This is a genomic window from Mesorhizobium sp. P2_A8 (genome assembly GCF_056404935.1).
In genome coordinates, this window is sequence record NZ_JBFUDB010000002.1 from 164,939 (window position 1) to 191,927 (window position 26,989).

General features: G+C 63.7%; 24 protein-coding genes. 8 read left to right on the top strand and 16 right to left on the bottom strand.

Going from position 1 to position 26,989, the window contains the following annotated elements; all coding sequences use genetic code 11:
• Position 1 precedes the first annotated feature (1 nt).
• Positions 2-994, bottom strand: a complete 993-nt coding sequence (locus AC1D10_RS07370) for a GlxA family transcriptional regulator (protein WP_477270164.1) — start codon at positions 992-994, stop codon at positions 2-4.
• A 128-nt stretch (positions 995-1,122) separates the two neighbouring features.
• On the opposite strand from AC1D10_RS07370, the gene AC1D10_RS07375 reads away from it, so the two are divergent.
• A complete protein-coding gene (locus AC1D10_RS07375) occupies positions 1,123-1,767 on the top strand; it encodes a cysteine hydrolase family protein (protein ID WP_477270166.1) in 645 nt (214 codons plus the stop codon).
• A gap of 124 nt (positions 1,768-1,891) precedes the next feature.
• Here the strand turns inward: AC1D10_RS07375 and AC1D10_RS07380 are convergent, their stop codons facing one another.
• From AC1D10_RS07380 to AC1D10_RS07420, 9 genes are all read right to left on the bottom strand, one after another.
• Positions 1,892-3,571, bottom strand: a complete 1,680-nt coding sequence (locus AC1D10_RS07380; protein WP_111542831.1) for a formate--tetrahydrofolate ligase — start codon at positions 3,569-3,571, stop codon at positions 1,892-1,894.
• A 313-nt stretch (positions 3,572-3,884) separates the two neighbouring features.
• On the bottom strand, positions 3,885-5,009 hold the full coding sequence (locus AC1D10_RS07385; protein WP_477270168.1) for a DUF2333 family protein: 1,125 nt from the start codon (positions 5,007-5,009) through the stop codon (positions 3,885-3,887).
• Between the two features lie 105 nt (positions 5,010-5,114).
• A complete protein-coding gene (locus tag AC1D10_RS07390; RefSeq protein ID WP_477270170.1) occupies positions 5,115-6,416 on the bottom strand; it encodes a DUF6638 family protein in 1,302 nt (433 codons plus the stop codon).
• 67 nt (positions 6,417-6,483) lie between these two features.
• On the bottom strand, positions 6,484-6,894 hold the full coding sequence (locus AC1D10_RS07395; RefSeq protein WP_477270939.1) for an endonuclease domain-containing protein: 411 nt from the start codon (positions 6,892-6,894) through the stop codon (positions 6,484-6,486).
• A gap of 59 nt (positions 6,895-6,953) precedes the next feature.
• Positions 6,954-8,864: an AAA family ATPase gene (locus tag AC1D10_RS07400; RefSeq protein WP_477270172.1), complete on the bottom strand. Its 1,911-nt coding sequence runs from the start codon at positions 8,862-8,864 to the stop codon at positions 6,954-6,956.
• A 24-nt stretch (positions 8,865-8,888) separates the two neighbouring features.
• On the bottom strand, positions 8,889-10,034 hold the full coding sequence (locus AC1D10_RS07405) for a hypothetical protein (RefSeq protein ID WP_477270174.1): 1,146 nt from the start codon (positions 10,032-10,034) through the stop codon (positions 8,889-8,891).
• 31 nt (positions 10,035-10,065) lie between these two features.
• Positions 10,066-11,154, bottom strand: a complete 1,089-nt coding sequence (locus tag AC1D10_RS07410) for a hypothetical protein (RefSeq protein ID WP_477270176.1) — start codon at positions 11,152-11,154, stop codon at positions 10,066-10,068.
• Positions 11,155-11,477: 323 nt separating this feature from the next.
• The gene (locus AC1D10_RS07415) at positions 11,478-11,867 is read right to left on the bottom strand and encodes a c-type cytochrome (RefSeq protein ID WP_477270178.1); all 390 of its coding nucleotides are present in this window, start codon (positions 11,865-11,867) and stop codon (positions 11,478-11,480) included.
• 189 nt (positions 11,868-12,056) lie between these two features.
• Positions 12,057-12,668, bottom strand: coding sequence for a thymidine kinase (locus AC1D10_RS07420; RefSeq protein WP_477270180.1), 612 nt, complete (start codon positions 12,666-12,668; stop codon positions 12,057-12,059).
• 260 nt (positions 12,669-12,928) lie between these two features.
• Between AC1D10_RS07420 and AC1D10_RS07425 the strand changes: the two genes are divergently transcribed.
• From AC1D10_RS07425 to choV, 3 genes are all read left to right on the top strand, one after another.
• Positions 12,929-13,864, top strand: a complete 936-nt coding sequence (locus AC1D10_RS07425) for a choline ABC transporter substrate-binding protein (RefSeq protein WP_477270182.1) — start codon at positions 12,929-12,931, stop codon at positions 13,862-13,864.
• Between the two features lie 123 nt (positions 13,865-13,987).
• A complete protein-coding gene (gene choW, locus AC1D10_RS07430; protein WP_111543714.1) occupies positions 13,988-14,842 on the top strand; it encodes a choline ABC transporter permease subunit in 855 nt (284 codons plus the stop codon).
• Positions 14,839-16,020: a choline ABC transporter ATP-binding protein gene (choV, locus tag AC1D10_RS07435; protein ID WP_477270185.1), complete on the top strand. Its 1,182-nt coding sequence runs from the start codon at positions 14,839-14,841 to the stop codon at positions 16,018-16,020. The genes choW and choV overlap by 4 nt, the downstream gene beginning before the upstream one ends.
• 36 nt (positions 16,021-16,056) lie before the next feature.
• Here the strand turns inward: choV and AC1D10_RS07440 are convergent, their stop codons facing one another.
• Together AC1D10_RS07440 and AC1D10_RS07445 are read right to left on the bottom strand one after the other, a co-directional pair.
• Positions 16,057-17,463, bottom strand: coding sequence for an ATP-binding protein (locus AC1D10_RS07440; protein ID WP_477270187.1), 1,407 nt, complete (start codon positions 17,461-17,463; stop codon positions 16,057-16,059).
• A complete protein-coding gene (locus AC1D10_RS07445; protein ID WP_477270189.1) occupies positions 17,460-18,176 on the bottom strand; it encodes a response regulator in 717 nt (238 codons plus the stop codon). The genes AC1D10_RS07440 and AC1D10_RS07445 overlap by 4 nt, the downstream gene beginning before the upstream one ends.
• 233 nt (positions 18,177-18,409) lie before the next feature.
• Between AC1D10_RS07445 and AC1D10_RS07450 the strand changes: the two genes are divergently transcribed.
• The 4 genes from AC1D10_RS07450 to clpS all read left to right on the top strand — a co-directional run bounded on the left by AC1D10_RS07450 (position 18,410) and on the right by clpS (position 20,011).
• Positions 18,410-18,712: a hypothetical protein gene (locus AC1D10_RS07450; protein ID WP_477270191.1), complete on the top strand. Its 303-nt coding sequence runs from the start codon at positions 18,410-18,412 to the stop codon at positions 18,710-18,712.
• A gap of 39 nt (positions 18,713-18,751) precedes the next feature.
• Positions 18,752-18,985: a hypothetical protein gene (locus AC1D10_RS07455; RefSeq protein ID WP_477270193.1), complete on the top strand. Its 234-nt coding sequence runs from the start codon at positions 18,752-18,754 to the stop codon at positions 18,983-18,985.
• Between the two features lie 214 nt (positions 18,986-19,199).
• Positions 19,200-19,565 (top strand): hypothetical protein, encoded by a 366-nt coding sequence (locus AC1D10_RS07460; RefSeq protein WP_477270195.1) that lies wholly within the window; start codon positions 19,200-19,202, stop codon positions 19,563-19,565.
• Positions 19,566-19,705: 140 nt separating this feature from the next.
• Positions 19,706-20,011 carry an ATP-dependent Clp protease adapter ClpS gene (gene clpS, locus AC1D10_RS07465; protein WP_111542847.1) on the top strand — a complete coding sequence of 102 codons (306 nt, stop codon included), beginning with the start codon at positions 19,706-19,708 and terminating at the stop codon, positions 20,009-20,011.
• 2 nt (positions 20,012-20,013) lie between these two features.
• Here the strand turns inward: clpS and AC1D10_RS07470 are convergent, their stop codons facing one another.
• The 4 genes from AC1D10_RS07470 to AC1D10_RS07485 all read right to left on the bottom strand — a co-directional run bounded on the left by AC1D10_RS07470 (position 20,014) and on the right by AC1D10_RS07485 (position 26,935).
• The gene (locus tag AC1D10_RS07470) at positions 20,014-22,092 is read right to left on the bottom strand and encodes a hypothetical protein (RefSeq protein ID WP_477270197.1); all 2,079 of its coding nucleotides are present in this window, start codon (positions 22,090-22,092) and stop codon (positions 20,014-20,016) included.
• A gap of 63 nt (positions 22,093-22,155) precedes the next feature.
• Positions 22,156-24,975: a DUF4159 domain-containing protein gene (locus AC1D10_RS07475; protein ID WP_477270199.1), complete on the bottom strand. Its 2,820-nt coding sequence runs from the start codon at positions 24,973-24,975 to the stop codon at positions 22,156-22,158.
• Positions 24,972-25,931: a DUF58 domain-containing protein gene (locus AC1D10_RS07480; RefSeq protein ID WP_477270201.1), complete on the bottom strand. Its 960-nt coding sequence runs from the start codon at positions 25,929-25,931 to the stop codon at positions 24,972-24,974. Before AC1D10_RS07480 ends, AC1D10_RS07475 begins: the two co-directional genes overlap by 4 nt.
• The gene (locus AC1D10_RS07485) at positions 25,931-26,935 is read right to left on the bottom strand and encodes an AAA family ATPase (RefSeq protein ID WP_477270203.1); all 1,005 of its coding nucleotides are present in this window, start codon (positions 26,933-26,935) and stop codon (positions 25,931-25,933) included. The genes AC1D10_RS07480 and AC1D10_RS07485 overlap by 1 nt, the downstream gene beginning before the upstream one ends.
• Positions 26,936-26,989: the final 54 nt, after the last annotated feature.

The following is a 26,989-nucleotide window of genomic DNA, read 5'->3' on the forward strand; positions in this document are numbered from 1 at the left end:
ATCAGGACAAAAGCGCCGTGCGTTCGTCCTTCTGATCGGACCGCCTGGAAAATTCGCGCCGGTATTGCGCCGGGGACGTCTTGAGCCGTGCCGAAAAATGCTGCCGCAGTGAGGTGGCGCTGCCGAAGCCGGCCTCGAAGGCCACCATGTCCATCGATTTCTCCGTGGCCTCCAGCAACCGTTGCGCCAGTTCGATCCGCTGGCTGGTCAGCCATTCGCCGAAACTGGTGCCGATCGATTTCTGAAAGCGGCGGGTGAAGGTGCGCCGGGTCAGGCCGGCGGCTTCGGCGACGCGGTCCAGGCTGTGCGTCTCGCCAAGTGTGGCGCGAACCGCGTCGAGCGCCTGGGTGAAACGGTCGGCATTCGCACCCCTCGCCACCGGGTGCTCGATGAACTGCGCCTGCCCGCCTTGGCGATGCGGGGAAAGGACGATCTGGCGGGCGAGCCGCAGTGCCGCTTCGGCGCCATAGCGGGCGCGCACGATGTGGAGACAGCAGTCGAGGCCGGCGGCGACGCCGGCCGATGTCACGACATCGCCATTGTCGACATACAGCACCGAGGCATCGACCGCGATGTCGGGATGGAGTTTCTGCAGCCGCTCGGAATAGGCCCAGTGCGTCGCGGCACGGCGGCCTGACAGCAGCCCGGCCGCGGCAATGGCGAAAGTTCCCAGGCAGAGGCCGACAATCAATGCGCCATGCTCGTGCGCTCTGCGTAGCGCCTCCATCAACACTGGCGCTGGAGCCTCGCCGAGATGATGCCAGCTCGGGATGATGACGATGTCTGCGCCGTCGAGGCCCTCGAGCCCATGCGGTGCGGCAACGGTCAGTCCGGCTTCGGTGTGGATCGGACCTGCCCTGACCGCGCAGATACGGAACTCGAAGCGCGGCAGCCCAAGCGCCGTCCTGTCCTCGCCGAACACCAGGCATGGCACCGAGAGATGGAAAGGGCTGATGCCGTCGAAGGCAAGGACGGCGATGATCGGGTCGGTCATGATGCTTCCAGCGGCTAAGATGGGATTGTCCCAATTCTTTCGAATGATGTCAATTGGGACACTTTCGACTGCTTGGCGACCCACCTATTTTCGGCCCCATTCGCATTCAAGCCGGAAAGGAAAACACCATGACTGACCCAGCCAACACCACGCCGCGCCGCGCGCTGATCGTCGTCGACGTCCAGAACGACTACGATGGCGGTAATCTCGCCATCCAGCATCCGCCGTTCCGCGACAGTGTCGTCAATGTGGCACGCGCCATGGATGCGGCGGCGTCAGCCGGCATCAAGGTGGTGGTCGTCAAGCAGATGGCGCCCGCGACATCGCCGATCTTCGCCAAGGGCAGCCATGGCGGCGAACTGCACCCCGAGATCGCCAGGCGCAGCCGCGACCACCATGTCGAAAAGAACCTGCCTTCCGCCTTCACCGGCACCGATCTGGAGGACTGGCTGCGCGCCCAGGCCATCGATACGATCACGGTGGTCGGCTACATGACGCACAATTGCGACCTGTCGACCATCATCCACGCCGTCCATATGGGCTTTGCCGTCGAGTTCCTGTCCGACGCGACCGGCTCGGTGCCCTATGCCAACAGCGCCGGCTACGCTTCGGCCGAGGAGATCCACCGCGTGGTCACGATCATCCTGCAGTCGCGCTTCGCGGCGGTGCTCAAGACCGGCGAATGGGTCGAGTGCCTGAAGACCGGGACACTGCCGGAGCGCGACACGATCTTCGGTTCCAACCAGCGGGCGCTGTCGCGCAACGCCGCATAGCAATATCCGGAAACAAAAAAGGGCGCCGCAGCGATGCGGCGCCCTTTGCGGTTTGGAATTGAAGGATCCTGTGTTTGACGCAATTCCGGACGGAAGACCGTTTCACACTTTTTCTGGAATTGCTCTAGAACAGGCCCTCGATCTGGCCCATCTCGTTGAGGAAGATCTTCTCCGAGGACGGCGCCTTGGGCAGGCCTGGCATGGTCATGACCTCGCCGCAGATGATGACGACGAAGCCCGCACCGGCCGACAGCCTGACCTCGCGCACCGGCACGGTGTGGCCGGTCGGCGCGCCGCGCAGGTTCGGGTCGGTCGAGAACGAGTACTGCGTCTTGGCCATGCAGACCGGCAGGTGGCCGTAGCCGGCTTGCTCCCAGGCGTGCAGCTGGTCGCGCACCGACTTGTCGGCGATCGCTTCCGAGCCGCGATAGATGCGCTGGACGATGGTGTTGATCTTCTCGAACAGCGGCATGGCGTCGGGATAGAGCGGCGCGAACTGCGAGGCACCGGATTCGGCCAGCGCCACCACCTTGTTGGCGAGTTCCTCGATGCCGGCCGAGCCCTTGGCCCAGTGCTTGCACAGGATCGCCTCTTCGCCCATCGAGGCGACATAGTCCTTCATCGCCTGGATCTCGGCGTCGGTGTCGGAATAGAAATGGTTGATGGCCACCACCGCCGGCACGCCGAACTGCCTGATGTTCTCGATATGGCGGCCGAGGTTGGCGCAGCCCTTCTTCACCGCCTCGACGTTTTCCTTGCCGAGATCTTCCTTCTTGACGCCGCCATTCATTTTCATGGCGCGCACGGTGGCGACGATGACCGCTGCTGCCGGCTTCAGGCCGGCCTTGCGGCACTTGATGTCGAAGAACTTTTCTGCGCCAAGGTCTGCGCCGAAGCCGGCTTCGGTGACGACATAATCTGCCAGTTTCAGTGCCGTCGTGGTGGCGACCACCGAGTTGCAGCCATGCGCGATGTTGGCGAACGGGCCGCCATGCACGAAGGCCGGGTTGTTCTCCAGCGTCTGCACCAGGTTGGGCTGCATGGCGTCCTTGAGCAGCACGGCCATGGCGCCGTCGGCCTTGAGGTCGCGGGCATAGACGGCCGACTTGTCGCGGCGATAGGCGACAATGATGTCGCCGAGGCGCTTTTCAAGGTCCTTCAGGTCGGTGGACAGGCACAGGATGGCCATCACTTCCGAGGCGACGGTGATGTCGAAGCCGCCCTCGCGCGGAAAGCCGTTGGCGACGCCGCCGAGCGAACAGATCATCTCGCGCAGCGCCCGGTCGTTCATGTCCATGACGCGGCGCCAGACGACGCGTCGGGTGTCGATGCCGAGCTCGTTGCCCCAGTAGATGTGGTTGTCGATCAGTGCCGACAGAAGGTTGTGCGCCGTGGTGATGGCGTGGAAGTCGCCGGTGAAGTGGAGGTTCATGTCCTCCATCGGCACGACCTGTGCGTAGCCGCCGCCGGCGGCACCGCCCTTGACGCCGAAATTCGGGCCGAGCGAAGCCTCGCGGATGCAGACGATCGCTTTCTTGCCGATGCGGTTCAGGCCATCGCCGAGACCGACCGTGGTCGTCGTCTTGCCTTCGCCCGCGGGCGTTGGGTTGATGGCGGTGACGAGGATCAGCCTGCCGTCCTTGTTGCCCTTCACCGACTTGATGAACTCGGCCGAAATCTTGGCCTTGTCGTGGCCGTAGGGCAAAAGGTGTTCAGTCGGAATGCCGATTTTCTGGCCGATCTCCTGGATCTGCTTCTTTTTGGCGCCGCGCGCGATTTCGATGTCGGACTTCACTTCGGCCATGACGGCTTTCCTCTGGATTGAACGGTGGAGGGGACGGGTTTGATCTCACTCGCAAACAGGTTGGAACCGGGCGCGGGCATGTTCTAACCCTGTCGCTGCCGCGGCGTCAACTTGCATGCAACTATGTTTCCTATGAAGAAAATTCCTCTGCGGATCGGCCGACCTGTCATCGGTTCTTCCTGGCTCCGTTACCGCGCCGTATAGAAGCCAGAGGACGCGGCGCTCCGCCGTCTCAAAACAGCCGCACAATGCACGGAATGCGACAGAAGCGACGGCGCAAATTCGCCATCGCGATGGCCGTGGCGGAGCAGCGTTACTGTGTCAGCACGTTGCTGATTTCGACCATGTTGGAGCGCACCCGGAGCACATAGAAGCCCATTGTCGTCAGATGCGTCGGCATGATCCAGCCGTCCTCGCGGCCATTGGCGATGATGAAGGGCTGGATGCGCAGCGCCGAGACGAATTGCGAGTCCATCGTGTCCCACAGGTTCTGCAGATGCTTTTCCTTGATGACGTCCTCGAAGTCGGCCTGGGCACCCTTCATCAGGCCGTAATAGCCGTAGAGCTGGCCATAGGCGAACCAGAAACGGTCGTCGGCGCGGAAGTCGAACCAGCCATTGTTGTGGTTCTCGGCGCGCTCCTTGAGGATCGCCGAGGTCGAGCCGATGTCGGATGAGATGCGGTCGATATACTGCTTCAGATTGTCGGCGCGGGCGTCGAAGGTCGCCTGGCAGGTGGCGAGGCGAGCGTTGAAGGAACGCAGCATGCGCACGGCGTCGCGGTAATAGCTTGGCGTCGGCGTCTTGGGGCCGAACGGGTTCAGGCCGAAATACCAGGTCTCCTCGTCGAACTGCAGATTGCCGCGGGCATTCTGCAGATCGCTGTCGATCTGCGAGGTGGTGCGAACGCGGCCGAGATTGTCGGCGAGTTCGGTCGCGGTGCGCCGCACCGCCTGGTTGATGCCGCGCTGGAACGAGGCCTTGTTGTCCATCCACGGCGTGTGGTCCCAGTCAATGCCGAACAGGCCGAGCTTGTAGAGGATCATCGACGAGATCCAGGCATTCTGGTTGACGTTGAAGTCGGTCAGGTCGGCGGCGATCTGGGCAATGCCGGAGTTGCCGCAGGTCTTGGCTGTATCCGTGCCGGCGCCAGCGGCAACCTGTTCGCCGGCGGACACGTTGCGCTTCTCGAAAGTGTAGGTGTCGGGATAGTTCGGGTTGAAATTGTTCCACCACTGGGTGGCGTAGAAGAAGTTGGCATAGAGGCCGATCAGCACCAGCAGGGCGACGCCGACCACCGCCTTCAGGATCCAGCCGCGCTGCGTGTACCAGCGTCCGGCCCATAGGAACGGCCACAGGATGACGCCGACCAAGAGGCCGATGCCACGGCCGATCCACTGGAAAATCCGGGTGAAGAAGTTCACGATCGGATCGAGCATGGCGATGTCACCCCCTCAAAGCATGATGCCAAAAAGTTGCAGACTTTTTGGATAACATCATGCGCCAAAACAACAAGTTAGAACGAAATGACGGTTCATTTCGTTCTAGTCAGTCAGGCCGTAGAGGCGTGTGCGAAACGCCACCTTGTCCTTCAAATATGTGGTTTTGAGAACGTCCACAACATGCGATCGCCAGGCGTCGCTGAAGCCGTCATAGTCCTTGTAGAAGCCCTGTTTGTTGAAGATGTAGCGCGAGACGAAGTCCGACGGCACGAAATCCGAGATCAGCCGGTTGGTCAGCCAGGCGTCGGGATGGTCTGATTTGGCGCGGATCACCAGGAAGCGCTGCTGCGGGAACACATCCTCTATCTTGAGGTGGCCGAGCTGGGCGATCTCGCGCTTGGCGGCGTTGAGGAAGGGAAAGTTGCCGTCCCGGGTGATCAGGTCGGCATGGCTCTGGATCCAGGTCTGCAGCCAGACCTTGTCGACGTCGGTCAGGTTGCGGTCGGGCTCGGCGTCGCGGATCAGCGCGCGCACCACCATTTCAGCGCGGTGCTCGAGATAGCCCGAGGCCTCGATCCAGGAGGCGCGCGGCAGCTCGATGCGGCCGGTGGTGGCGAGGAACTTGAACACCTTGTCGGCGTCCTTGATCGAGAGATAGCTGACCTGCCATGGCCGCGAGCGGCGGAAACCGGGTGCGGCCGGATCGCCGATCACCGTCGTCATGTCTGGATCGACGAACACGTAGAGACCGCCGAAATGGCTGGTCCAGTAGGCATTGTGGCGGAAAATCACCTGGTCGGGCACCAGCGCGTTCTCGCGGATGTCGCCGCAGACCTTGGCGAGCTCCACCATGCGGGTCAGCATGGCGTTGTCGCGCCAGGCGTCGGGCTCCTGCTTCAGCCGGTCGACGAGCTTGCCGAGTTCGGCGGCCTTGCCCAGCACGTCCTCGGCCGACAGCACCTTGAACTCGACCTGGCTGATCGACAACAGGTCCTCGATGTCGTTGACCTTGGGAACGGAATCCTCGATCTCGCCGTAGATGACGTCCTTGATGGTCAGCGCGTCGATGGCGCGCTGGTTCTTGGACATGAACTCGAACATCAGCTGCGAAGTGTTGGAGAAGGCGGTGTGCACCACCGGCAGGTCGATCTGTGACGGCGTCAGGATGATGAAACGGCGATTGACCTCGTTGGGGTCGAGATAATCATAGTCGCCGCATTCCTCGGCCACTTCGGGCGAGAAGCCGGTGCGGTCGATCTGAAAACTCTTGAGTTTCGTCGGCTTCAAGCCGAACGCGGCCAGCGCCTTGTTGTAACGCTGGACCAGATGCGGCTCGTCGACCGTCAGCAGCCGGCCATAGATCAGCTCATTGTCGCGCAGAAGATCGGGTTTCTTGGTGGTCATCCTTCCTTCTCCCCGTTCACGGGGAGAAGGTGCCCGACGGGCGGATGAGGGGCGACGCAAACGCTCATCATCTTTCCTCTGACGTTGAAGAGGGCAAAAATTTAGCGTCGACGGCAATCATTTTGTTATCGAGCCGACCGTCCAAGGCCGCAACAATCGTCTCCAGCACGCTTTTGCGATCCGCTAGGACATCAGCGTGCCACACCCTCAATACCGACCAGCCATTCCTGTTCATGGTCTCGTCCCTGTATCGATCATGAGATTGATTTGCGTGCTGGCTTCCATCGACTTCCACAACCAGGTTGGCTTCACGGCAGGCAAAGTCTGCGAAATATGGACCGATTGGCAGTTGACGAAGAAATTTGTGGCCATTCAATCGCCGTCCGCGCAATTCGCTCCACAGTTTTTCCTCGGCCTCGTTTTCGAATTTCCGTAGCTGACGAGCTCTCGCCACCTTTGGCTCATTACCGCCTCGCATCGCGCTGCCCCTCATCCGCCCTTCGGGCACCTTCTCCCCGTGAACGGGGAGAAGGAAGATCACGCATTCCACAGCCCCTTCTTCTTCATTTCCTCCATCTCGCGCGCAGCGCGTTCGCGCAGGCGGGCGTCGCGCAGCAGTTTTTCCACGGCGGAGTCGTCGGACTTGTCGGAATAGCGGAACTCGGAATCGGCGTAGCGGTTGATTTCCTGCATGACCATGTCCATCGAGAACGGGCCGCGGAGTTCCTCGATCATCGCTTTCTTCTCGTCATAGCCCTTGTGCATGAAGGCTTCCGGCTTCTCGAACCAGTCGTCGGGAAGCTCGATGTCCATGGCGCGCATCTTGATGGCGTCGGTGACGTTCTTGATGGCGCGGCCGGTGAAGCGCGGTTCGGCATCCTTGATCAGGTGCAGATAGGTGCCGATGTCGGCCATCGATTTCGGCGCGCCGTTCTCTTTCATGTGGCGCTCGTAGACCTTCATCAGGCCGTCTTCCTGCGGCTTCTCATGCTCCTCATAGGCTTCTGTCACGGCGCGCTGGATCTCCTGCGCAGCGTAGAGATCGTGGTCGCCGAGCGGGATCTCGTGGTTCTTGCCGGCGAGCAGCACGAAGATGTCGATATAGTCGTCGCGCGTCTGCGGTCCGTCGACCAGCCAGCGGGCGCCGGCGCGCTGGCGCAGCGCATCGTCGACATTTTCGGGATAGTTGGAAAACATGCCGAACGAGCAGTTGCCGCGCACCACGGTGCCGGCACCGGCGAAGGCATCCATCAACACGCCGGTGATCTCCTGCTGGCCGGCGGACGCGCGGTCGTCGGAGCGGCGCGCCGCCACTTGGTCGATGTCGTCGATGGTGCCGAAGCCGATGACCCGCGGGTTCAGCACATTGTTGATGAACTGCCGGCAGTTCTGGCCTGATTTGCCCTGGTAGGAGGAGATCTGGTCGACGCCGAAATTCTCATAGGCGAAGGGATAGCCGGCGACTTGGCAGTAGCCGTTGACGAGGCCGGCGATCATCTGGATCAGCGTCGTCTTGCCGGTGCCGGGCGCGCCATCGCCGATGAAGGTGAACAGGAAGCCGCCGAGCTCGACGAACGGGTTCAGCTCCCGCTCGAAGTCGTAGGCCATCAGCATCCTGGCGAGCTTGACCGACTGGTACTTGGCGATGTGGTTGCCGACCACCTCTTCCGGTTTCTTGAAGGTCATCACCAGCGGCTTCGACCGCTTGCCGGGCGCGACGTCGAAACCGTCGAGGGTGAAATCGTCGGCATCGATGTGGATATGGGCGTTCTCGAACGGCCCGATGCCGTCGAAGCGGCCCTTGCGCGCCAGAAGTCCATCGACGGCAACGCGGGCGAAGGCACGAGCCCTGGTCATCAGGTCGGTGTCGTCGGACGAACCCGATATCGCCTTGTCGAGGCCGGCCAGGATCGACTTCACCGCATCCTGCCGCGTGTCGAACAGGAAGTCCGGTTCGGGGATGTCGTTGGGCGCCTCGCCGTCGCTGTCGATCAGCTGGAACAGGTACGAGGCGAGGCTGAAAGCCGAGATGTAGGCCGAGGCCGACAAGAGCTTCTTGAAGGTCGACGCCTCGTCGCCTTCGAGCGGGGCACGGGTGTTCCTTGCCTGCAGGCTTTCGAGGTCGGAGCCTTCGGCAAACACGTCCGAGATGGCCAGTGCGATCGCCGTGCCGCGCCGGGCGCGGAACAACAGCGTGTGCTGCGGGATGGTCAACAACTGGTCGTCGGGATGGACGGCGCCGACGGTCTTCGACAGCTCGACCTCACGTGTGCGGCGCACCGAGCCCACCGAAACGGTTGAGACGAAGCGGCGGTTGGTGCCGGCCAGTGCCGTGCCGGATTCGCGCGACGGATCCTCCAGCACGACGATGCGGGTGATGAAGCTCTGCGCGGTGGCGCGGTGCTTCTCGATCGACGCTTCCGGGATGGTGGTCAGGCCGGTATCCATGAAGTGTGCTCCGTGGTGTGACGGTCAGACGTCTGAGATGACCTGTCCGTTGGACAGGATGTGAACCTTGTAGCCGGCGAAGATCTTCTGCGCTTCGCCGGCGGCGTAGAGTGCCTGGTAGGCCTCGTGCGGGATCAGCGCATGGTTCTCGTAGCTCGACACGCCCTGGCGCGCAGCTTCCAGGTCGTCGGTGTTGATGAAGAATTCCTGGGTCGTCTTCTCGCTCGAAAACAGCCCTTTGCGGCCGGGTTTCTCACCCTTGGAATAGACCTCCTGGATGGTCCAGGTCAGCAGCCAGGCATTTTCCGGCTTGCGCACCTTGGCCAGCACCTCGGTCACCGTCGAATTGTTGTCGGTGATCCCCGCCGAATAGAAGGGGCCGAGCACGACGCGGCGCAGCTGCTTGGGATGCAGCGGCTCGAAATCCTTGTCGAGGTTGACGGCGATGGTCGCCGGCGACAGCGTGTAGGCCGAGTTCTTCTCGGTGAAATCGTCGAAACGGTGGGCAAGCTCGGGATTGAGCAAGCCGTCGACCGGCAGCGGAATGTCGACCTTGTCATTGAGCTTGCCGTTGCTGTCGACGAGCTGGCGCACCATGGCTTCGGAAGAATCCTCCACCGTCACCATGTAGACAAGCGGCAGGTTGGCGCTGCCGTCGAACGTCGCCCAGTGGACGAGATAATAGGGCCGCGCCGTCTTCGGATTGACCGAGACCTTGGCCGTCTGCGCCAGCGTGAACGGACCGAACGTGTTCTCGCTTTTCACGTCCTCGAGATAGAGCCGTTCGGCCATCGACTTCTGCAGCGCCTCGGGGAATTCCTTGTGGCGCAGGATGAAGTCGGCCATTTCCTCGCGCAACTCGCCGGCCAGCGGAATGTTGGCAAGCCGCGCGTCGGCCTGGCGACGGTCGTTTTCCAGTTCGAGCAGGTTCTGGAAGACCGGAAAGCCGCTTTCGGCGCGCGAAATGCGGAACGTGTCCATGAACCCCAGCCGGTTGCGCCAGCAGGAAAAGGACTTGTCGAGCCGGGCGATGTATTCGGCGACGATCTTGGCGACGATGCCATGCCGGTAGAGCGGCGAGCGGTCGTCGCGCATGAACACTTCAAGGCCGCTCAATGCGGCCGTGATGGCGGAGAAATACCGTGCGGCCGCTTCGTTTTCGGGGGTCATGCCTGTGCGCTCGCGGGCAGTCCTGTCACCCCTAAGACTGCACGTAGTTTGCCGAGTTGTGCTTCTTCAGCACCTCGTCGAAGCGGCGGGCAAAGGCATCGTCGGCCAACTTCTTGCGGCGCTGGATATCGGCGCTGGCGACCATGTTCTTCTCGTGCATTTCGAGCAGATCGCCGATGTGCTTCTGCGACGCGGCGCCGATGCCGGCCATGGTTTCCTCGGCGGTGTTGTCGACCTGGCTGCCCAGCGTGTTGATCTTGTGGGCGACGTCCTGCTGGGCGGCGGTCTTCAGCGAATCTTCCAGCGCCTTGTAAAGCACGATGCGCTGTTCGGTATCGATGGTCAGCTTGTTGATCAGCGTCGACTGCGCGGCGATCTGGTTGTTGAGCGAATCGACGAAGGTCTGGAACATCGAGGTGTAGCGCTCCAGCGTCTGGCTCTCGGCCAGCAGCTCCTGCTCCTTGGCCTGCTTTTCGTTGTATTCCGTGGCCAGCTTGGAGCGCTCGCCTTCGAGCTGCGTGCGGTCCTTCTGGCTGGTGGACGCGGCGATCTTGTTTTCGATGTCGAGCAGCATCGGGTTGAGTTCCTCGATGCGCTTCTGCACGGCTTCGAGGTTGGACATGGTGGTCTTGCGACGTTCGATGACCTGAGACAGGCTGGCCTCGGAGGTCTTGTAGCGCTGGTCGAGGACCTCTTTTTGCGCCTTCAGGATGCCGACAATGGTGTCGGACTTGGCCAGCAATTCCTGCAGATTGCCGGCCAGCGACATGTTGCGGACGCGATCGGTGCGCATGCGCTGCTTGCTCTGGCTGGAGAAGACGCCGATGAAATTTTCCCAGCCGGTGTAGTTCTTCATGCTCTCGAACTCGGCGCCGAAGACGTTGGTGGCGTCCTCCAGCCCGATGATCAGGTCGGCGATGTTGCCTTCCATCACCTTCTGCTGCTTCAGCACGTCCTCGATGCGGGCGTTCTCGATGTCGAAATTGGCGTCGCCGATCTTCTTGTCGGCGGTGGCGAGCGTATCAAGCACGGTGCCGGACTGCTCGATCTTGGTGCGCATGTCCTGCACGACCTGCTTGGTCTTGGCAATTTCGGCATCGAAATTCTGCAATGTCGCCATTGGGGCCTCCCGCTTCGGCATCACGTCGCTGGTCGCGAACAGCGGCGAATATATGTGGGGCATCCGGGGATTGAAAGACGCAAGACAAGACCCGGCCCGAAAACAAAAGAATCCGCCACGGTCTTGAAAGATAGTGAAGGCGGGATCATGGCGTGATTAGCTTGCAGGTCAAGCGTAGTTCAACTGCCATTGAACTTCTGTGCCGGCAAAGCAGTCAATTTCCGCCGGCGCGGATGCCCTGAAATTCGACATGGAACTGATCCAGTTGCCGGTGCAACATATCCGGCGAAGCCGGCGTCGTCATGCAACGCACTGGCGATTGCTCACGGCTTGGGATCGGCCTTCAGATAGGCGATGACATTGACGATGTCGTCGTCGTTGGTCAGGCCGGCAAACATCATCTTGTTGCCGGGCACCTTGAGGCGGGGCGCCTTGAGATATTCGGCGAGGTTGGCTTCGTCCCAGACCAGTCCGGCGGCACCGGCGCTTTTCATGCCTTCCGAATAGTGGCCAAGGAAGCTCTCCGCGCTGCCAGCGGTGCGGCCGACGACGCCCAGCAGATGCGGGCCGACCTTGTCGCGGTCGGTGGTCGCTTCATGGCAGGCGATGCACCGGTTGAAAACATGCTTGCCCAGTGCCGGATCACCGCCGGCATGAGCGGCAAGCGAGGTGGCAAGGAGAAGAGTGCTGGCGCACGAAGCGGCTCGAAACATGGCTGACCCCGGAGAGCTCTGGCTGGCGGTCTTATAGGACCGAGGCCTTAACAAACGCTGCATCGCGGCGGGATGGGGAGGGATGCCAGATCGGCCGCACCGGGCAGGGCCTTTGTTTTCTGCCTATGCCTATCGTTATCCCAAAACCGCTGGGCACTTTTGGGCGACATGCATTTGGCCGCTGGCCCGTCAGCCCTGGGTGAAACCGATGAAATCGTCGGGCGCGGCGCGGCCCATCTCTTCCTCCCAGTGGCGGCGGCAGAGCGAGACATAGACATCCTTGCCGATCGCCACCTGCTCGCCCTGACGTGCCACCTTGCCGTCGGGGCCCAGGCGCACCACCATCGTCGCCTTGCGGCCGCAACGGCAGATGGTGCGCACCTCGCGCAGGTCATCGGCGATGGCCAGCAGCGCGCGCGAGCCGGAAAACAGCTTGCCCTGGAAGTCGGTGCGCAGGCCATAGCACATGACCGGGATGTTCAGCCGGTCGGCGATGCGGGCGAGCTGCCAGACCTGCTCCTCCTCGAGGAACTGCGCCTCGTCGACGAAAACGCAATGCACGGTCGTATGCTCATGGTGATCGGCGGCGCGGGCGAACAAATCATCGCCGTCGCGGAACATCTCGGCCTCCGTCTCCAGGCCGATGCGCGACGAGATCAGGCCGCTGTCGCCCTTTCGGTAGTGGCCGGCGACGAACAGCATGGTACGCATGCCGCGCTCGCGATAATTGTACGACGCCTGCAACAGCATTGTCGTCTTGCCGGCGTTCATCGTCGCATAGTGGAAATACAGCTTGGCCATGCCGCCCTTTTAAGCCGACTTGCTGCCGCGCGGGGAGGGGGCGCGGGCCGCATTCCCCCAAGAAACGACCCCCGCCCCCAAAAAACGACGGCCGCGAAGTGCAAAAGCAGGAAGCGTGTCGCTGATTGGCCAGCCCGCGCCGTTGATCGTGATTGCCTTGATGCTTGAAACCACACCAGAATGGTGTTTGGTTGACGAAACAAGGCGGGCAGAGAAACCGTAACTTCGCTTCGCCAAAGAATCGCAATGGGAGAATATCTATGTCGCGTATGAATTCCTTTGTCGCCGGCCTCGGCCTGGCGGCTTTGCTGTCCACGAGCGCTGCCTTCGCCGGTGATCCGGCAAGCTGCAAGGCGGTGCGTCTTTCGGATGTCGGCTGGACCGATATCCAGGCGACGACCGGCGTTGCTTCGGTGCTGCTGACCGCGCTCGGCTACGAGCCGCAGACGATCCAGCTGTCGGTGCCGGTGACCATGGCGTCGCTGAAGAACAAGGATCTCGATGTCTTCCTCGGCAACTGGATGCCGTCGATGACCAACGACATCAAGGACTACACCGCCGACGGTTCGGTCGAGACAATCAGCGAAAACCTCAGTGGCGCCGGCTACGGCATCGTCGTGCCGACCTATGTGGCGGACGCCGGAGTCAAGACGCTGACCGACCTCGGTAAGTTCAAGGACAAGTTCGACGGCAAGATCTATGGCATCGAGGCCGGCAATGACGGCAACCGCATCATCCTCGACATGATCAAGAACCCGAAGGACAATCTCGAAGGCTTCGAGCTGGTCGAATCCTCGGAGGCCGGCATGCTCACCCAGGCCGAGCAGTCGATCAAGAACAACGAGTGGATCGCCTTCCTCGGCTGGACGCCGCATCCGGTGATGGGTGCCATGAAGATCACCTATCTCGATGGCATGGGCGACAGCGGCTTCGGCGCCGCCACCGTGCATACCAATGTGCGCAAGGGCTACACCACCGAGTGCCCGAATGCCGGCAAGTTCATCGCCAACCTGAAGTTCAATCTCGACATGGAAGGCGAGATGATGGACGCGATCCTCAAGGGCGCCGACGCCAACACGGCCGCGACCGACTGGCTGAAGAAGCATCCGGACGCGGTTGCTCCGTGGATTGCCGGCGTGACCACTTTCGATGGCGGCGACTCGGCTGCAGCCGTGAAGACTGCGCTCGGAAGCTGAGCCGGCCTTGCGTTCGGCGTGACCGATCAAGAAGGGCAGTCACTGTAGAAAGGGCTGCCCTTTTTCATATCCTGTGACAAGATGACCGTCCGGCAAGGACGGCGACTGCCAAAGAGGGGCAAGATGGATCCGATTTCAAAATTCTTTGTCAGTTATAAGATCCCCATAGGCGAGTGGGGCAAAGCGTTCTTCACCTTCCTCACCGACAATTTCAACACTTTCTTCCGCGGCCTCTCCGGCGGCCTGAATTTCCTGCTCGACGGAGTGGTCGACACGCTGCTGCTGGTACCGCCCGTCCTTCTCATCGCTCTGATTGCGCTGCTTGCCTATTATCTGCAGCGATCGCGAGGCCTGGCGGTGGCCGTCTTTCTCGGATTGCTGTTCATCCTCAACCAGAACCTCTGGAAGCAGACGGTGGAGACGCTGGTGCTGGTCGTTGCAGCTGCCGCCGCCTCGATGGCCATCGGTGTGCCACTCGGTATCTGGGCCGCGCACAAGCCGAAGGTCTACCGCATCATGCTGCCGGTGCTCGACTTGATGCAGACGCTGCCGACCTTCGTTTACCTGATCCCGGTGCTGACGCTGTTCGGCCTCGGCAATGCTCCCGGCCTCATCGTCACCATCATCTTCGTCATTCCGACCTCGGTTCGTCTCACGCATCTCGGCGTCGTCTCGGTGCCGAAGTCGATCGTCGAGGCGGGCGAGGCGTTCGGCGCCACCAAGAGCCAGCTGCTCTGGAAGGTGGAGCTGCCCTCGGCGCTGCCGACCATCATGGCGGGCTTGACACAGTCGATCATGCTGTCGCTGTCGATGGTGGTGTTTGCCGCACTGATCGGCGCCGGCGGCCTCGGCACCGAAATCAACCGGGCGCTGGGTTCGCGCAAGATCGACCTCGGGCTTGAAGCCGGCCTCGCCATCGTCGTGCTCGCCATCGTGCTAGACCGGATGACGCGCATCGGCGTGGGAGGCAAGAAATGACCGTCGCCGTTGACTTCAGGAATGTCGACATCATGTTCGGCCAGGATCAGGCCGGCGCTCTGGCGATGGTCGACGCCGGCGCCACCCGCGCCGAGATCCTCGAAAAGACCGGCAATGTGCTCGGCTGTGCCGGCGCCAGCCTGACCGTGCATGAGGGCGAGATTTCCGTGCTGATGGGCCTGTCCGGCTCCGGCAAATCGACGCTGCTCAGGGCCGTCAACCGGTTGAACGTCGTTTCGCGCGGCCAGGTGCTGGTCAAGGACGGCGACGGCACGGTCGACGTCGTCACCTGCGATGAGGCGACGCTGAGAAGGCTGCGGCAGAAGCAGGTCGCCATGGTGTTTCAGCAATTCGGCCTGCTGCCGTGGCGCACGGTGGAGGAGAATGTCGGCCTCGGCCTTGAGCTTGCCGGCGTGCCGGAGGCTGAGCGCAAGGAGCGCGTGCAACGCCAGCTCAAGCTGGTCAATCTCGACCAATGGTCGAAGAAATACGCGCATGAGCTTTCGGGCGGCATGCAGCAGCGCGTCGGCCTGGCGCGCGCCTTTGCCACCGAGGCGCCGATCCTGTTGATGGACGAGCCGTTCTCGGCGCTCGATCCGCTGATCCGCACCAAGCTGCAGGATGAATTGCTGCAGCTGCAGGCCGAGCTGAAGAAGACCATCATCTTCGTCAGCCACGACCTCGAGGAGGCGCTGAAGATCGGCACCCACATTACCATCATGGAAGGCGGACGCATCGTGCAGACCGGCGCGCCGGAGGACATCGTGCTGCGGCCCGCCAACGACTACGTCCGCGACTTCATCGCCAATGTGAATCCGCTGTCGGTGCTGACCGCCTGGAACGTCATGCGCGACCGTCGTGACCTGGAGCACGGCGACAATGGCTGGGTATGGCTCGACCGGCGCAAGACGACGCGCTTCAAGATCGACGAGCACGGGCTGGTGGCGGCCGCCGAACGCGACGGCAAGCCGGCGGTCTGGGTGTCGTGCGCCGATGTCGAGGCCCAGTCGGAGGAAGCGGCGCAAGTGTTCTGGGCCAATCCAGGCACCTCGCTGAAAACCGTCATGCTGGCCATGCATCGTTCGCAGACCGCACCGGTGGCGCTGTTCGACGACCAGTCGCGCTTTGTCGGCGCCATCGGCATCCGCGACGTGCTGAGCGCGGTGCTGCGGCGGTAAAGATCCGCTTGCGAGGGTCTTTGGGGGCGAGCGGCGTCAGGCCGCCAGCGGCAGGCGCAGTTCGGTCAGCAGGCCACCGCCCGGGTTGTTGGACAGGCGGACCTCGCCGCCGGCGGCGCGGGCGATGTTGCGGGCGATGGTCAGGCCGAGGCCGAGACCGCCGGTCTGGCGGTTGCGGGACTGTTCGAGGCGCACGAAAGAGCCGAACACGGCATCGATCTGCGCCTGCGGTATGCCTGGCCCCTCGTCGCGGATGGTAAGCAGGATCATGTTTTCCGACCGACGCAGCGAGAGATGCGCCTTCTTGCCGTAGGTGATCGCGTTCTGCATCAGATTGGTGACGCAGCGCCTGAGCGCGACCGGCCGCGCCATGCAGATCAGGCCACGCGAGCGGGTGTCGTCGTCGAACGAGACCTCATCATAGCTGTCGGCGATCGACTCCACGAGCGACCAGAAGTCGATGCGTTCGTTCTTTTCCTCGGTTACCTCGAAGGTGGCGAAGTCGATCACCGAGCTGGCGATGCTCTCGACATCGGCGAGATCGTGCGCCAGCGCCTCGCGAACCGCCGATTTGCGCAAGAGCTCCAGGCGCAGGCGCATCCGTGTCATCGGCGTGCGCAGATCATGCGCCAGCGCCGCCGCAAGATGCTCGCGGTCCTCGACATATTCGCGCAACCGGGTCTGCATGGCGTTGATCGCCTTGGCGGCGGCACGGACCTCGCGGCTGCCGCTCTCGGCGATCGGCGGGCTCTTCAAATCCTTGCCGATCCGGTTCACGGCGGTTTCCATCATCCGGTAGGGCGCCGTCAGCCGGCGCAGCGACCAGATCGACATGATCACCACCAGGCCTGCGATCAGCGAATAGAGCGGCAGGCTGTCGAAGCTCAGGATCGGGCCGACGGGTGTGATCGGCTCGGTGAAGTTCAGCCATTGGCCGTCGGCGAAGCGCAGCGACGCCGTCAGCTTGTCGCTCTGGGCGAAGTCGGCGGCCAGCACCAGGAGGTCGCGTTCGACCTGGCCGATATCGGGTCCCGGCGCCATGCCGGTGGCATCGTCGGCCTCGCGCGTCGCCGGATCGCGCCGCACGCGCGCATCGGTGATGCCGAACTTCGACAGCCGGCCGACGAGGATGTCTTCGAGTTCCGCCAGTTCGTCGTCGCCGGCAATCGACGAGGTCACCGCCGGCGTGTCCGTGACGGTGAGCGCGTAGGTGGCATTGAACAGACCGGTCGCCGTCGCCTTGCGTTGCTCCGGACTGGCGTCGTGCATGAGCTGCACCAGCGAGAAGGCACGGTCGTTGAGGCGATAGAGGTCGACGACGTCGTTGGCGGCGGCGCGGTCGCGCGACACGATGTAGAGGGTCGCGACCTGGCTGATCAGCAGGCCGGCAATGACGATCAGCAGCACCCAGACAGGCAGGGTCTGCGGCAGGAAACGTCTCATTCGGAGGTCGTCTCGGGCAGGAACTGGTAGCCGCCGCTGCGCACGGTCAGGATCAGCTTGGGCGTTTTCGGGTCGTCTTCCATCTTGCGCCGCAACCGGCTGACCAGGATATCGATGCTGCGGTCGAAGGAGTAGTCGCTGTCGCCGCCGGACAGTTCGATGAGCTGGTCGCGGGTCAGCACACGCTGCGCGCTCTTGACGAAGGTCTGCAGCAGGTTGAATTCCGCCATGGTCAGCTCGACCCTGACATCGTCAGGCGCGATCAGCCGGCGCCGCGAACAGTCCATCGTCCAGCCGGCGAAACGGTAGATCTGCTTGCTGGTGGCGCGCTTGGGTTCGGCGGCGCCGTTGCGCCGCAGCACAGCGCGGATACGCGCCAGCAGCTCGCGCGGGTCGAACGGTTTGGGCACATAGTCGTCGGCGCCCATCTCCAGCCCGACGACGCGGTCAGTGGTCTCGGTGACGGCGGTCAGCATGATGATCGGTGTCGAATACTGGGCGCGAAGGTCGCGGCACAGCTCCAGCCCGCTCTTGCCGGGCAGCATCACGTCGAGGACGATGAGGTCCACCTGCGCCCGGCGCAGGATGGTCTCCATCTCGGTGCCGTCGGCGGCAACCGAGGTGTGCAGGCCCCGCTTCTGGAAGAATTCCTGCAGCAGGTCGCGGATGCCCTTGTCGTCGTCGACGATCAGTATGTGTGCGTCGGATTTCACAGCAGCCCTGTCATTGTTGATTGCCAAGCCCTTCTGTCGCAACCCACACGATAGAATTCAGGCCATATGTTGGCCAGTGGTGATGATGGGTTCACACCGGCTTTCTCAGACACAATCCAGAAACAAAATTCTACAGTTCAGAAAAACTCCTGAAAAAATTCAACGGCATAACTGATCTCGTGGCGGTCAGGTCATCGGCTGCGACGCTAGTCTCCGGGTTTACGGAAAAACCGATGCCAAGGTTGTCGATCAGTTTGTTGGGTGCGTTGCTGGGCATTTGCCTGGTTACTGCCGCTGTCGGACAATCGGACGCAAAGGTGACGCCCACCACCCGGAGCGAACGGTGCGCCAATCTCAGCCACCAATTTGATGAAGCCCTCGAAACCCACGCCACGGCAACGCAGGTCACCGCGGCAAAGGCACTTCAGAGAAAGGGTAACCGGTACTGCGCCGCCAAGAAACAGGCACAGGGCATCCGGATGCTCGCCAACGCTTTGAAGCTGCTTGGAGTGACACCGAACGACCCGGTTCAGTGACGCTCGAAAATTCGACCCGCATAAAAAGGAAATGAAGCCATGAAAAAGTCCCTCCTCTCCGCCACCGGTCTTGCCGTCGCTCTCGCCTTCTCGATGCCGGCTCTCGGCAACGCCGCTGCCACCACGACCGCTGCTCCGGCTGCCACCACGACCACCGCTCCGGCTACCGCCGCTCCGGCCACGACTGCTCCGAAGAAGGTCGTCAAGAAGACGGTCAAGAAGCACAAGAAGGCTGCCAAGAAGGCCGTCAAGAAGGACGCCCCGAAGGCTTGATCCAGGTCCGGCATAACATGCCTGCCTAGTGACAAGGCCGCTCCAGCTGGTTTCGGCTGGAGCGGCCTTCTTCCTGTCCGAACCGCTGAAAGCCCCCGTATCGGCGATGAAGCGGACGGATGGGTCCGGATGTTTGGCTGAAGCCCGGCGCCGGCAGCTTCCGCCTTGACCGACTTTAACCCGTTTGCAATGCCGGCCGTGTAGGGCAGTCCGCATGAAAAAGCGGCTTTCGTCCATTTTGCGCTCGATTGTGTTCGGCGGCCTGGTTGCCACTGGCGCCGCCAGGGTGGTGATCCTGTTCACTGCCAGCCCGGTGCCGGACCCGGCCAGCGGACGCACCGAGCCTTCGCTGTTCGCGCCGGCGATTTCCACCAACTGGGACTACATCACGCCGGCACAGACCTGGCTGCTGATCGTGCTCACCGGCACAACGCTGATCTGCGTCGCCGCTTGGCCGATCGCGGCATGGCTGGAACGCCGGGCGGATGCGGGCGGAAACCGCCTTCGGTCCGATATGCCGTCCGTCACGGCCGCGCGGCAGATTCCGGGGCGTCGGATGTTCGGCCGTCAGGACCGTTGAACGGCAACCGACACTTTCCCACATAGTTGTGAGTGGCCGCACCCGTCGGACACCGGTTTTTGCGCGCCAATCAAAATAGACGGCCGCTCTCGCCGATGCCAGAATGCGAGCCAGGTCGCTTACGCAAATTGTCGGTTCGAATGCCTGAAATCACCACAAAACCGCGTACCCAGGTCAAGCCGCAGACCGAGCGGCCAAAGCTCTACAAGGTCATCCTCATCAATGACGATTTCACGCCGCGCGAATTCGTGGTGACGGTGCTGAAGGGCGAGTTCAAGCTGAGCGAGGACCAGGCGCACCGGGTGATGATCACGGCGCATCGGCGTGGCGTCTGCGTCGTTGCCGTCTTTACCAAGGATGTGGCCGAGACCAAGGCGACGCGGGCCACCGATGCCGGCAAGGCCAAGGGCTATCCGCTGCTGTTCACGACCGAGCCCGAAGAGTAGTCTTACCGCCCCTCGCGGTACCACATCGAGCCCATCGCCAGAAGCAGCAGGCCGAGGCCGAGGAAGCCGCCGAACATCGGCACGCGCGAGACGGCCTTGAGCACGCTGTCGTCCGTCGTGCGCAGGCCGATCCAGTCGCTGCCGGATGCATCACCGGCCGAGCGCACCGGCACGATCGAAGGCAGCGTCACGTCGCTGCCAAGGGCCGAGGATGACGCCAGCCGCCGCACGCTGCCGCCGGTGGCTTCCGCCGGCGCCTTCAGCCGGTTTTCGGTGGAAATGACGTCGGCGAATTCCGGCGCGTTGACCGGTCCGACATGGGCCAGCGCGGTAAGGTCGCCATTGGCCACCTGGTAAAGGCCGATCTCGCTGGTTTCGACGCTGCCGAGGAAGACGCCGGGCTCCGATTTCTCGAGCTTGACCGTCAGTGTCTTGCCGGAGGGAGTGATGATCTGCGCCGGGCCTGGATCATCGGCCATCGTCTGGCGGCGGATTTCCAGCACCATACCGCGGCCGTCGGCGGTCAACCGCTCTTCCTCCAGCTCAGGCTCCTTCATCAGCCAGTGGGCGATGCGGCGGTAGAGCTGGACGTGCGGGCCGCCACCCTCGAAGCCGCGCGCCCACAGCCAGCCCTGGTCGGACAGAAGCATGCCGACGCGGCCTTCTCCCTTGCGGTCGAGCAGCAGCAGAGGCCGGTTGTCGGCGCCCTTCATCACGATCTCGCCTTCGGGATTCTGCACGCCGATGGTGCGGAACCAGCGGCTCCAGTGCGGCGGCTCGGTGGCCGAACCGTCGAGCCCGCGCGTTACCGGATGGCGCTGGCCGAGATCGGTGAGGCGCGGATAAAAGGCCTTGTCGACCACCTCGCCGGTCGGCATTGCCGGCAGGGCCGACATCAGCGGCGTGCGCGCGATCGAGCTTTCGCCGGCATATTCGGGGCCGGCCGCGATCAGCAAGGCGCCGCCCTTTTCAACATATTCGGAGATGTAGTCGTAATAGAGGATCGGCAGCACGTCGCGGTGCTGGTAGCGGTCGAAGATGATGAGGTCGAAATCCTTTATCTTCTCGACGAACAGCTCGCGGGTCGGGAAGGCGATCAGCGACAATTCGTTGATCGGCGTGCCGTCCTGCTTTTCCGGCGGCCGCAGAATGGTGAAATGGACGAGATCGACCGAGGCGTCGGATTTCAACAGGTTGCGCCAGGTGCGCTCGCCCGCATGTGGCTCGCCGGAGACGAGCAGCACGCGCAGGTTTTCGCGAATGCCGTCGATCAGCGCGATGGCGCGGTTGTTGGTGTCGGTCAGTTCGCCCGGTTGGCGGTCGATGGCGAGCTCGACGATGTTGCGGCCGGCGCCAGGAATGGTCACCTGCAGCGGCATGGCCTGGCCGACGGTGGCATGCTCGACCGCGACCTGCTCGCCATTGACCGAGACACGGACATCAACCGGGCCGGTCTCGTTTTCCGTCGAGATGACGCGGTAGGTCATGTCGAGCGGCTTGCCGACAAGGCCGAAGCGCGGCGCGTTCTCGAAGCGGATGCGGCGATCCTTTTCGTGGTCGTTGCCGGTGATCAGGGCATGCAGCGGGGCGTTGAAATCGGGTGCGCCCGCGGGCGCGTCATGCACCTCGCCATCGGTGATCATGATGGCGCCGCCAATGCGTGACGGCGGCACGTCGCGGAAGGCGCCTTCGAGCGCGCCGAACAGCCGTGTCTCGGTGCGCTCCTCGGCGGCCTGCGATTTGCCGGCCTCGACAACACGCACGTCGAACTGCTTGAAGCGGCCAAGACGCTGCTGCAGCCCGGCGAGCGCCTCGTCGGTCTGTTCGGTGCGGTCGCCGATATCCTGGCTCTGACTGCGATCGACGATGAGCGCGACAACGCTTTTCAGCGGCTCGCGCTCCTCGTTTAGGAACACCGGGTTGAACAGGGCGGCGGCGAGCGCGAGCAGGGCGACGAAACGGAAGATGGCGCCACGCTGGCGAAACCACAGCCCGACGAGCGCCAGCAGCGCCAGCGGCACCAGCACCAAGGCCAGCAACGGCCAGGAGATCAGCGGTTCGAGCGAGATCGACCAGTTCATGCGTTACCCTCGCCCGTGTGGGGAGGGTCGATCCGCATAGGGAGCGCTACGAGGAACGTCATCCTACTGCCCCAGCCGTTCGAGCAGTATGGGCACGTGCACCTGGTCGGATTTGTAGTTGCCGGTCAGCATGTACATCATGATGTTGACGCCGGCGCGCAGCGCGTAGATGCGCTGCATCGGGTCCGCCGGCACGGTCGGCAGCAACGGATCGCCATTCTCGTCGACCGCCCAGGCGCCGGCGAAATCATTGGCGGTGATCATGATCGGCGAGACGCCGTCGCCGGTGCGCACCGGCCGGTTCTCGGCATTGCTGGCGTCGAGCGAGGCCTCGACCCAGAGCGGGCTGCCACTGAAGCGGCCGGGAAATTCGGGCAGGATGAAGAAGGATTTGGTCAGCACGTGGTCTGACGGCACCGGTTCCAGCGGCGGCACGTTGAGATTGCCGAGAATGTCGCGCAGCCGCTCCGTCGCCGGGCTGGTCGAATCGGCGCCGATGCCGTTGGCGAACTGGTCACGGGTGTCAAACAGCACAGTGCCGCCCTGCTGCATATAGGCGTCGATGCGGGCGATCGCGGCCTGGCTCGGCATGGGTGCGGCCGGATCAATCGGCCAGTAGATCAGCGGGTAGAAAGACAGCTCGTCCTTCGCAATGTCGATGCCGGCCGGCGCACCCGGTTCAAGTGCTGTCTTCTCGACCAGGAAGCGGGTCAGGCCTTCGAGCCCGGCGCGGCTGATCGAATCGTCGCCCGGCACGCCGGTCAGCACATAGGCGATGCGGGTCTTCGATATGGCCTCGATGGCAACCTCGTCGCCCGGCTTGGCGTCGTCGGCGCGGGCAAGGTCGGCATGGCTAAACAGTGCGCCGAGGCCAATAAGGATCGCGGCGGTGGTGGCCACGGCACCGGCACGGCGCGGCCGGCGTGTAAACAGGCCGCCGATCCAGAAAACCGCCAGCGTGTCGAGCAGCATCAGCAACAGGGCGGCCGTGACCAGCGCACCCTTCAGGTTGCGTGATTCGTCAAAGGCATACTGGATCGATGTGACGGGGACAGTGATTTGCGGGCGCGCCAGCGGCGCGAACGTGCTTGCGGCATCGAGCAAATTGTGGGCGAAGACGCCGGTCTCGGAGCCATAGAGGCCGGGCGGGTTCTCGAAGGTCACCGCCAGCGCGGGACCCGGCACCAGCGGCCGTGCGTCCGGTGTCGGCGGCACCAGCGAGCCGTCGGCTGAGATCATGCGGTAGGGCGCCAGCGAGGTGGCGGCGGCTTCGGCATTGGCGATCGCCGCACCCTGGTTGCGCGACAGCTGCACGATGCGGCGCAGCATTTCGACGAAGCTGCCCGAGATCGGCAGGTTCGACCAGGTCGCCTCGGGCGTGACATGGAACAGCACCAGCGTGCCCTTGCCCTTCTTCAGTCCGGTGACCAGCGGCGTGCCATCGGCGAGCGCCGCCCAGGTGCGCTCGACGATGTCGGGTGTCGGTTCGGCCAGCACCTGCCTGCTGACGGTTACCTCGGTGGGCGGGGCGAGGTCGGCGAACGGGCCGGCCTTGGGGAATTCGGTGACCGGCTGCGGCGACGTCCAGGACAGCGCGCCGCCGAGCGAACGCTCTCCGGTGCGCAGGCGGACCGGCAGCAGGTCGTCGTCATTGCCGGCGGCGGCCAGCCGTGACCCGGCAAAACGCACCAGCGTGCCGCCATTGTCGACCCAGTCGACCAGCCTTTGCCGGACCTGTGCGGGAATGGTGCCGATGTCGGCCATAATGATCATCGCCGGCTTCTGGTCGAGAATCTGCGGGATCGCGTCGGCGAGGTCGGCGCTGGAAGGTTCGACGAGGTCGGCGAAGGGCTGCAGCGCGCGCCTGATGTAGTAGAGCGGTGACAAAAGCGGCTGCGCCTGGTCGGCCTCGGCCTGCGATAGCAGCCCGACGCGGCGGCGCTTGGAGCTTTCGTCTAGGACGCGCACGGCGCCGGCCTGGCGTTCACCGTCGAGCGCGATTGAAGCAAAATCGTTGCGCAGCTCGAACGGCACCGTCATGGTGCCGGTGGCGGTGGTTTCGCCAGGCGAAAAGGTCAGCGTCGCGTCGGCGATGCGGCGGCCCTTGTCGTCGAAGGCGCCGGCGGTGACTTGCGCCGGGGCCGGGTCGCCCGGCGCGCGGATGGCGGTCAAGGCAAAGCCATCGACCTGATTGTCGGCGGTGGTCAGGCCAGTCAGCGACAGCCGGTCGGAACTGGCCCAGACGACGCGGGCGGCATTTTTCGACAACAGCGTGTTGAAGGCGGCCTGGTCGCCTTTTGCCGCCAGGCCGTCGGCAAGCACGGCGACGCTGGCGCCGGGCAAGCCGTCCAGCACGCCGGCGACGCGGGCATAGACGCCGGGCCGGTCGGTCGGGATCGGTCGCGGCTTGGCGGCGCGCAGCCGGTCGAGGGCGGCGGCGGCATCGAACGGTCCGATTTCCGAATTGGGCTTTTCGGCGGTGAAGGCGATGATGACAGGCACGCCGTTCGAACCGCCGTCGTTGATCAGCCGTTCGGCGGTGGCGACGCGCTTGTTCCAGTCGGCGGCACTTGCCCAGTCATTGTCGATGACCAGCGCCAGGGCCGCACCCTCGGCCGGCAGTTTCTCGCGCGGGTTGAACACCGGTTCGGCAAGTGCTGCGACGATGAGGGCGGCCATCAGGAGCCTGAGCAGCGTCAGCCACCACGGGCTTTGCTGCGGCGTCTCCTCGCGCTTCAGCACGCGCGCCAGGATCTTCAGCGGCGGGAAGATTTCCATCTGCGGCTTGGGCGGCGTCAGCCGCAGCAGCCACCAGATCACCGGCAGCGCCAGCAGGCCCCACAGCACCATGGGGGCGCCAAAGGAGAGCGGCAGCCAGCTCATGCGACGGCCTTTCCGGGCTGACCGCCACCGCTCAGCCCGGCATGACCAGAGGTCAGCCCGGCATGGCCGCCGTCGGCGGTCATCGCCAGGTGCAGGCGCACCAGTGCGTCGGAAGCCAGCCGATCGGTGTGGTTGACGGTAAAGCTCCAGCCGAGCCGCTTGCACCAGGCAGCCAGTTCGTGGCGGCGGGCGGTGTAGAGCAGGCGGTATTCATCGCCGAGCATCTCGGCGCGGCCGGCGGTCAGCTTGTCGCCGGTCTCGGGATCGGTGAACTCGGTGCGGCCGGCATAGGGGAAGGTTTCCTCGGCCGGGTCGGCGACCTCGATCAGGTGGGCCCGCACACCGTGGCGGGCCAGCACGTCGAGCCAGGCCATCGTTTCCTCGACCGGGTCGAGGAAGTCGCTGGCGATGACGATGTCGCAGAAGCGGCGGATGTCGGACAAATCGGGTTTTGCCGGCAGTTCGCCGGCGTGCATGAGCTGGGCGGCGATGCGCTCGGCGCCGTTGCGGGCGGTGAACGGATCGGTGAGGCCCGGCCAGGCGATGCGCTCGCCGCTGCGCGACAACAACTCGGCCATCGCCAATGTCAGCACCAGCGCGCGCGATTGCTTGGAGACGCTGGCGCCGGTCGACTTGTAGAGCATTGACGGCGAGGGGTCGGCCCACAGCCAGACCGTATGGGCAGCCTCCCATTCGCGGTCGCGCACATAGGTATGGTCGTCGCGGGCCGAGCGGCGCCAGTCGATGCGCGAGGAATCGCCTTCGACATAGGGCCGGAACTGCCAGAAATTCTCGCCGATGCCGCGCTTGCGGCGGCCATGCCAGCCGGCGATCACCGTGTTGACGATGCGGCGAGCCTCGACCAGCAGGTCGGGCACAAGCGAGGCCCGCAACCGGCCACGGGCGAGCGCGTCGCGCGTGGCTGCCGGGGCCTGGACCTCGCCGATGCGCGCCATCAAATCCCTTTCACAAGCTTCGCCACCACGTCGCGAACGCTGGTGCCTTCGGCGCGGGCGGCGAAGGTCAGCGCCATGCGGTGCTGCAGCACCGGCTCGGCCAGCGCACGGACATCGTCGATGGAGGGCGCCAGCCGTCCATCGTAGAGCGCGCGCGCCCTTGTGCATAGCATTAGCGCCTGGCTAGCGCGCGGGCCGGGGCCCCAGGCGACATGCTTGTCGGTCTCGGCATTGCCCTGGCCGGGACGTGCCGAGCGCACCAGCGTCAGGATCGCCTCGACGACGCTTTCCGGCACCGGCATGCGGCGGATCAACGTCTGGATTTCCTTCAACCGAACCGGTTGCAGCACATTCTGCGCCTTCGCGTCCTCGATGCCGGTGGTTTCCAGAAGGATGCGGCGCTCCGCCTCGATTTCGGGATAGAGGATGTCGACCTGCATCAAGAAGCGGTCGAGCTGGGCCTCGGGTAGAGGATAGGTGCCTTCCTGCTCCAACGGATTCTGCGTCGCCAGCACATGGAAGGGCGCCGGCAGGTCGTGGCGGGCGCCGGCAATGGTGACGTGGTACTCCTGCATCGCCTGCAGCAGTGCCGACTGGGTGCGCGGCGAGGCGCGGTTGATCTCGTCAGCCATCAGAAGCTGGGCGAAGATCGGCCCGGAGATGAAACGGAAGGAGCGCTTGCCGAATTCGTCCTGCTCCATGACCTCGGAGCCGAGGATATCGGACGGCATCAGGTCGGGCGTGAACTGGATGCGGCGCGAATCGAGGCCGAGCACGACGCCCAGCGTCTCGACCAGCTTGGTCTTGGCGAGGCCCGGTACGCCGACCAGTAGCGCATGGCCGCCAGCCAGAAGCGCCACCAGCGTGCGCTCGACGACACTTTCCTGGCCGAAGATGACCCGGCCGACCCCGTCGCGGATCCTGGAGATGTCGGCCAGCGCCTTCTCGGCCTCGGCGATCATGTCCTTTTCGCTGATCGGGCTTTCCTTGACCATCACGCTCATGCAGCATCGATCCTTGTGGTTGGAAATACCGGCCCGCACCATAGCACAGGTTGC

Excerpts from the sequence above, each read along its gene's own strand:
- AC1D10_RS07370 (WP_477270164.1), bottom strand. The coding sequence starts at position 994 with ATGACCGACCCGATCATCGCCGTCCTTGCCTTCGACGGCATCAGCCCT.
- AC1D10_RS07375 (WP_477270166.1), top strand. The coding sequence starts at position 1,123 with ATGACTGACCCAGCCAACACCACGCCGCGCCGCGCGCTGATCGTCGTC.
- AC1D10_RS07380 (WP_111542831.1), bottom strand. The coding sequence starts at position 3,571 with ATGGCCGAAGTGAAGTCCGACATCGAAATCGCGCGCGGCGCCAAAAAG.
- AC1D10_RS07385 (WP_477270168.1), bottom strand. The coding sequence starts at position 5,009 with ATGCTCGATCCGATCGTGAACTTCTTCACCCGGATTTTCCAGTGGATC.
- AC1D10_RS07390 (WP_477270170.1), bottom strand. The coding sequence starts at position 6,416 with ATGACCACCAAGAAACCCGATCTTCTGCGCGACAATGAGCTGATCTAT.
- AC1D10_RS07395 (WP_477270939.1), bottom strand. The coding sequence starts at position 6,894 with ATGCGAGGCGGTAATGAGCCAAAGGTGGCGAGAGCTCGTCAGCTACGG.
- AC1D10_RS07400 (WP_477270172.1), bottom strand. The coding sequence starts at position 8,864 with ATGGATACCGGCCTGACCACCATCCCGGAAGCGTCGATCGAGAAGCAC.
- AC1D10_RS07405 (WP_477270174.1), bottom strand. The coding sequence starts at position 10,034 with ATGACCCCCGAAAACGAAGCGGCCGCACGGTATTTCTCCGCCATCACG.
- AC1D10_RS07410 (WP_477270176.1), bottom strand. The coding sequence starts at position 11,154 with ATGGCGACATTGCAGAATTTCGATGCCGAAATTGCCAAGACCAAGCAG.
- AC1D10_RS07415 (WP_477270178.1), bottom strand. The coding sequence starts at position 11,867 with ATGTTTCGAGCCGCTTCGTGCGCCAGCACTCTTCTCCTTGCCACCTCG.
- AC1D10_RS07420 (WP_477270180.1), bottom strand. The coding sequence starts at position 12,668 with ATGGCCAAGCTGTATTTCCACTATGCGACGATGAACGCCGGCAAGACG.
- AC1D10_RS07425 (WP_477270182.1), top strand. The coding sequence starts at position 12,929 with ATGTCGCGTATGAATTCCTTTGTCGCCGGCCTCGGCCTGGCGGCTTTG.
- choW (WP_111543714.1), top strand. The coding sequence starts at position 13,988 with ATGGATCCGATTTCAAAATTCTTTGTCAGTTATAAGATCCCCATAGGC.
- choV (WP_477270185.1), top strand. The coding sequence starts at position 14,839 with ATGACCGTCGCCGTTGACTTCAGGAATGTCGACATCATGTTCGGCCAG.
- AC1D10_RS07440 (WP_477270187.1), bottom strand. The coding sequence starts at position 17,463 with ATGAGACGTTTCCTGCCGCAGACCCTGCCTGTCTGGGTGCTGCTGATC.
- AC1D10_RS07450 (WP_477270191.1), top strand. The coding sequence starts at position 18,410 with ATGCCAAGGTTGTCGATCAGTTTGTTGGGTGCGTTGCTGGGCATTTGC.
- AC1D10_RS07455 (WP_477270193.1), top strand. The coding sequence starts at position 18,752 with ATGAAAAAGTCCCTCCTCTCCGCCACCGGTCTTGCCGTCGCTCTCGCC.
- AC1D10_RS07460 (WP_477270195.1), top strand. The coding sequence starts at position 19,200 with ATGAAAAAGCGGCTTTCGTCCATTTTGCGCTCGATTGTGTTCGGCGGC.
- clpS (WP_111542847.1), top strand. The coding sequence starts at position 19,706 with ATGCCTGAAATCACCACAAAACCGCGTACCCAGGTCAAGCCGCAGACC.
- AC1D10_RS07470 (WP_477270197.1), bottom strand. The coding sequence starts at position 22,092 with ATGAACTGGTCGATCTCGCTCGAACCGCTGATCTCCTGGCCGTTGCTG.
- AC1D10_RS07475 (WP_477270199.1), bottom strand. The coding sequence starts at position 24,975 with ATGAGCTGGCTGCCGCTCTCCTTTGGCGCCCCCATGGTGCTGTGGGGC.
- AC1D10_RS07480 (WP_477270201.1), bottom strand. The coding sequence starts at position 25,931 with ATGGCGCGCATCGGCGAGGTCCAGGCCCCGGCAGCCACGCGCGACGCG.
- AC1D10_RS07485 (WP_477270203.1), bottom strand. The coding sequence starts at position 26,935 with ATGAGCGTGATGGTCAAGGAAAGCCCGATCAGCGAAAAGGACATGATC.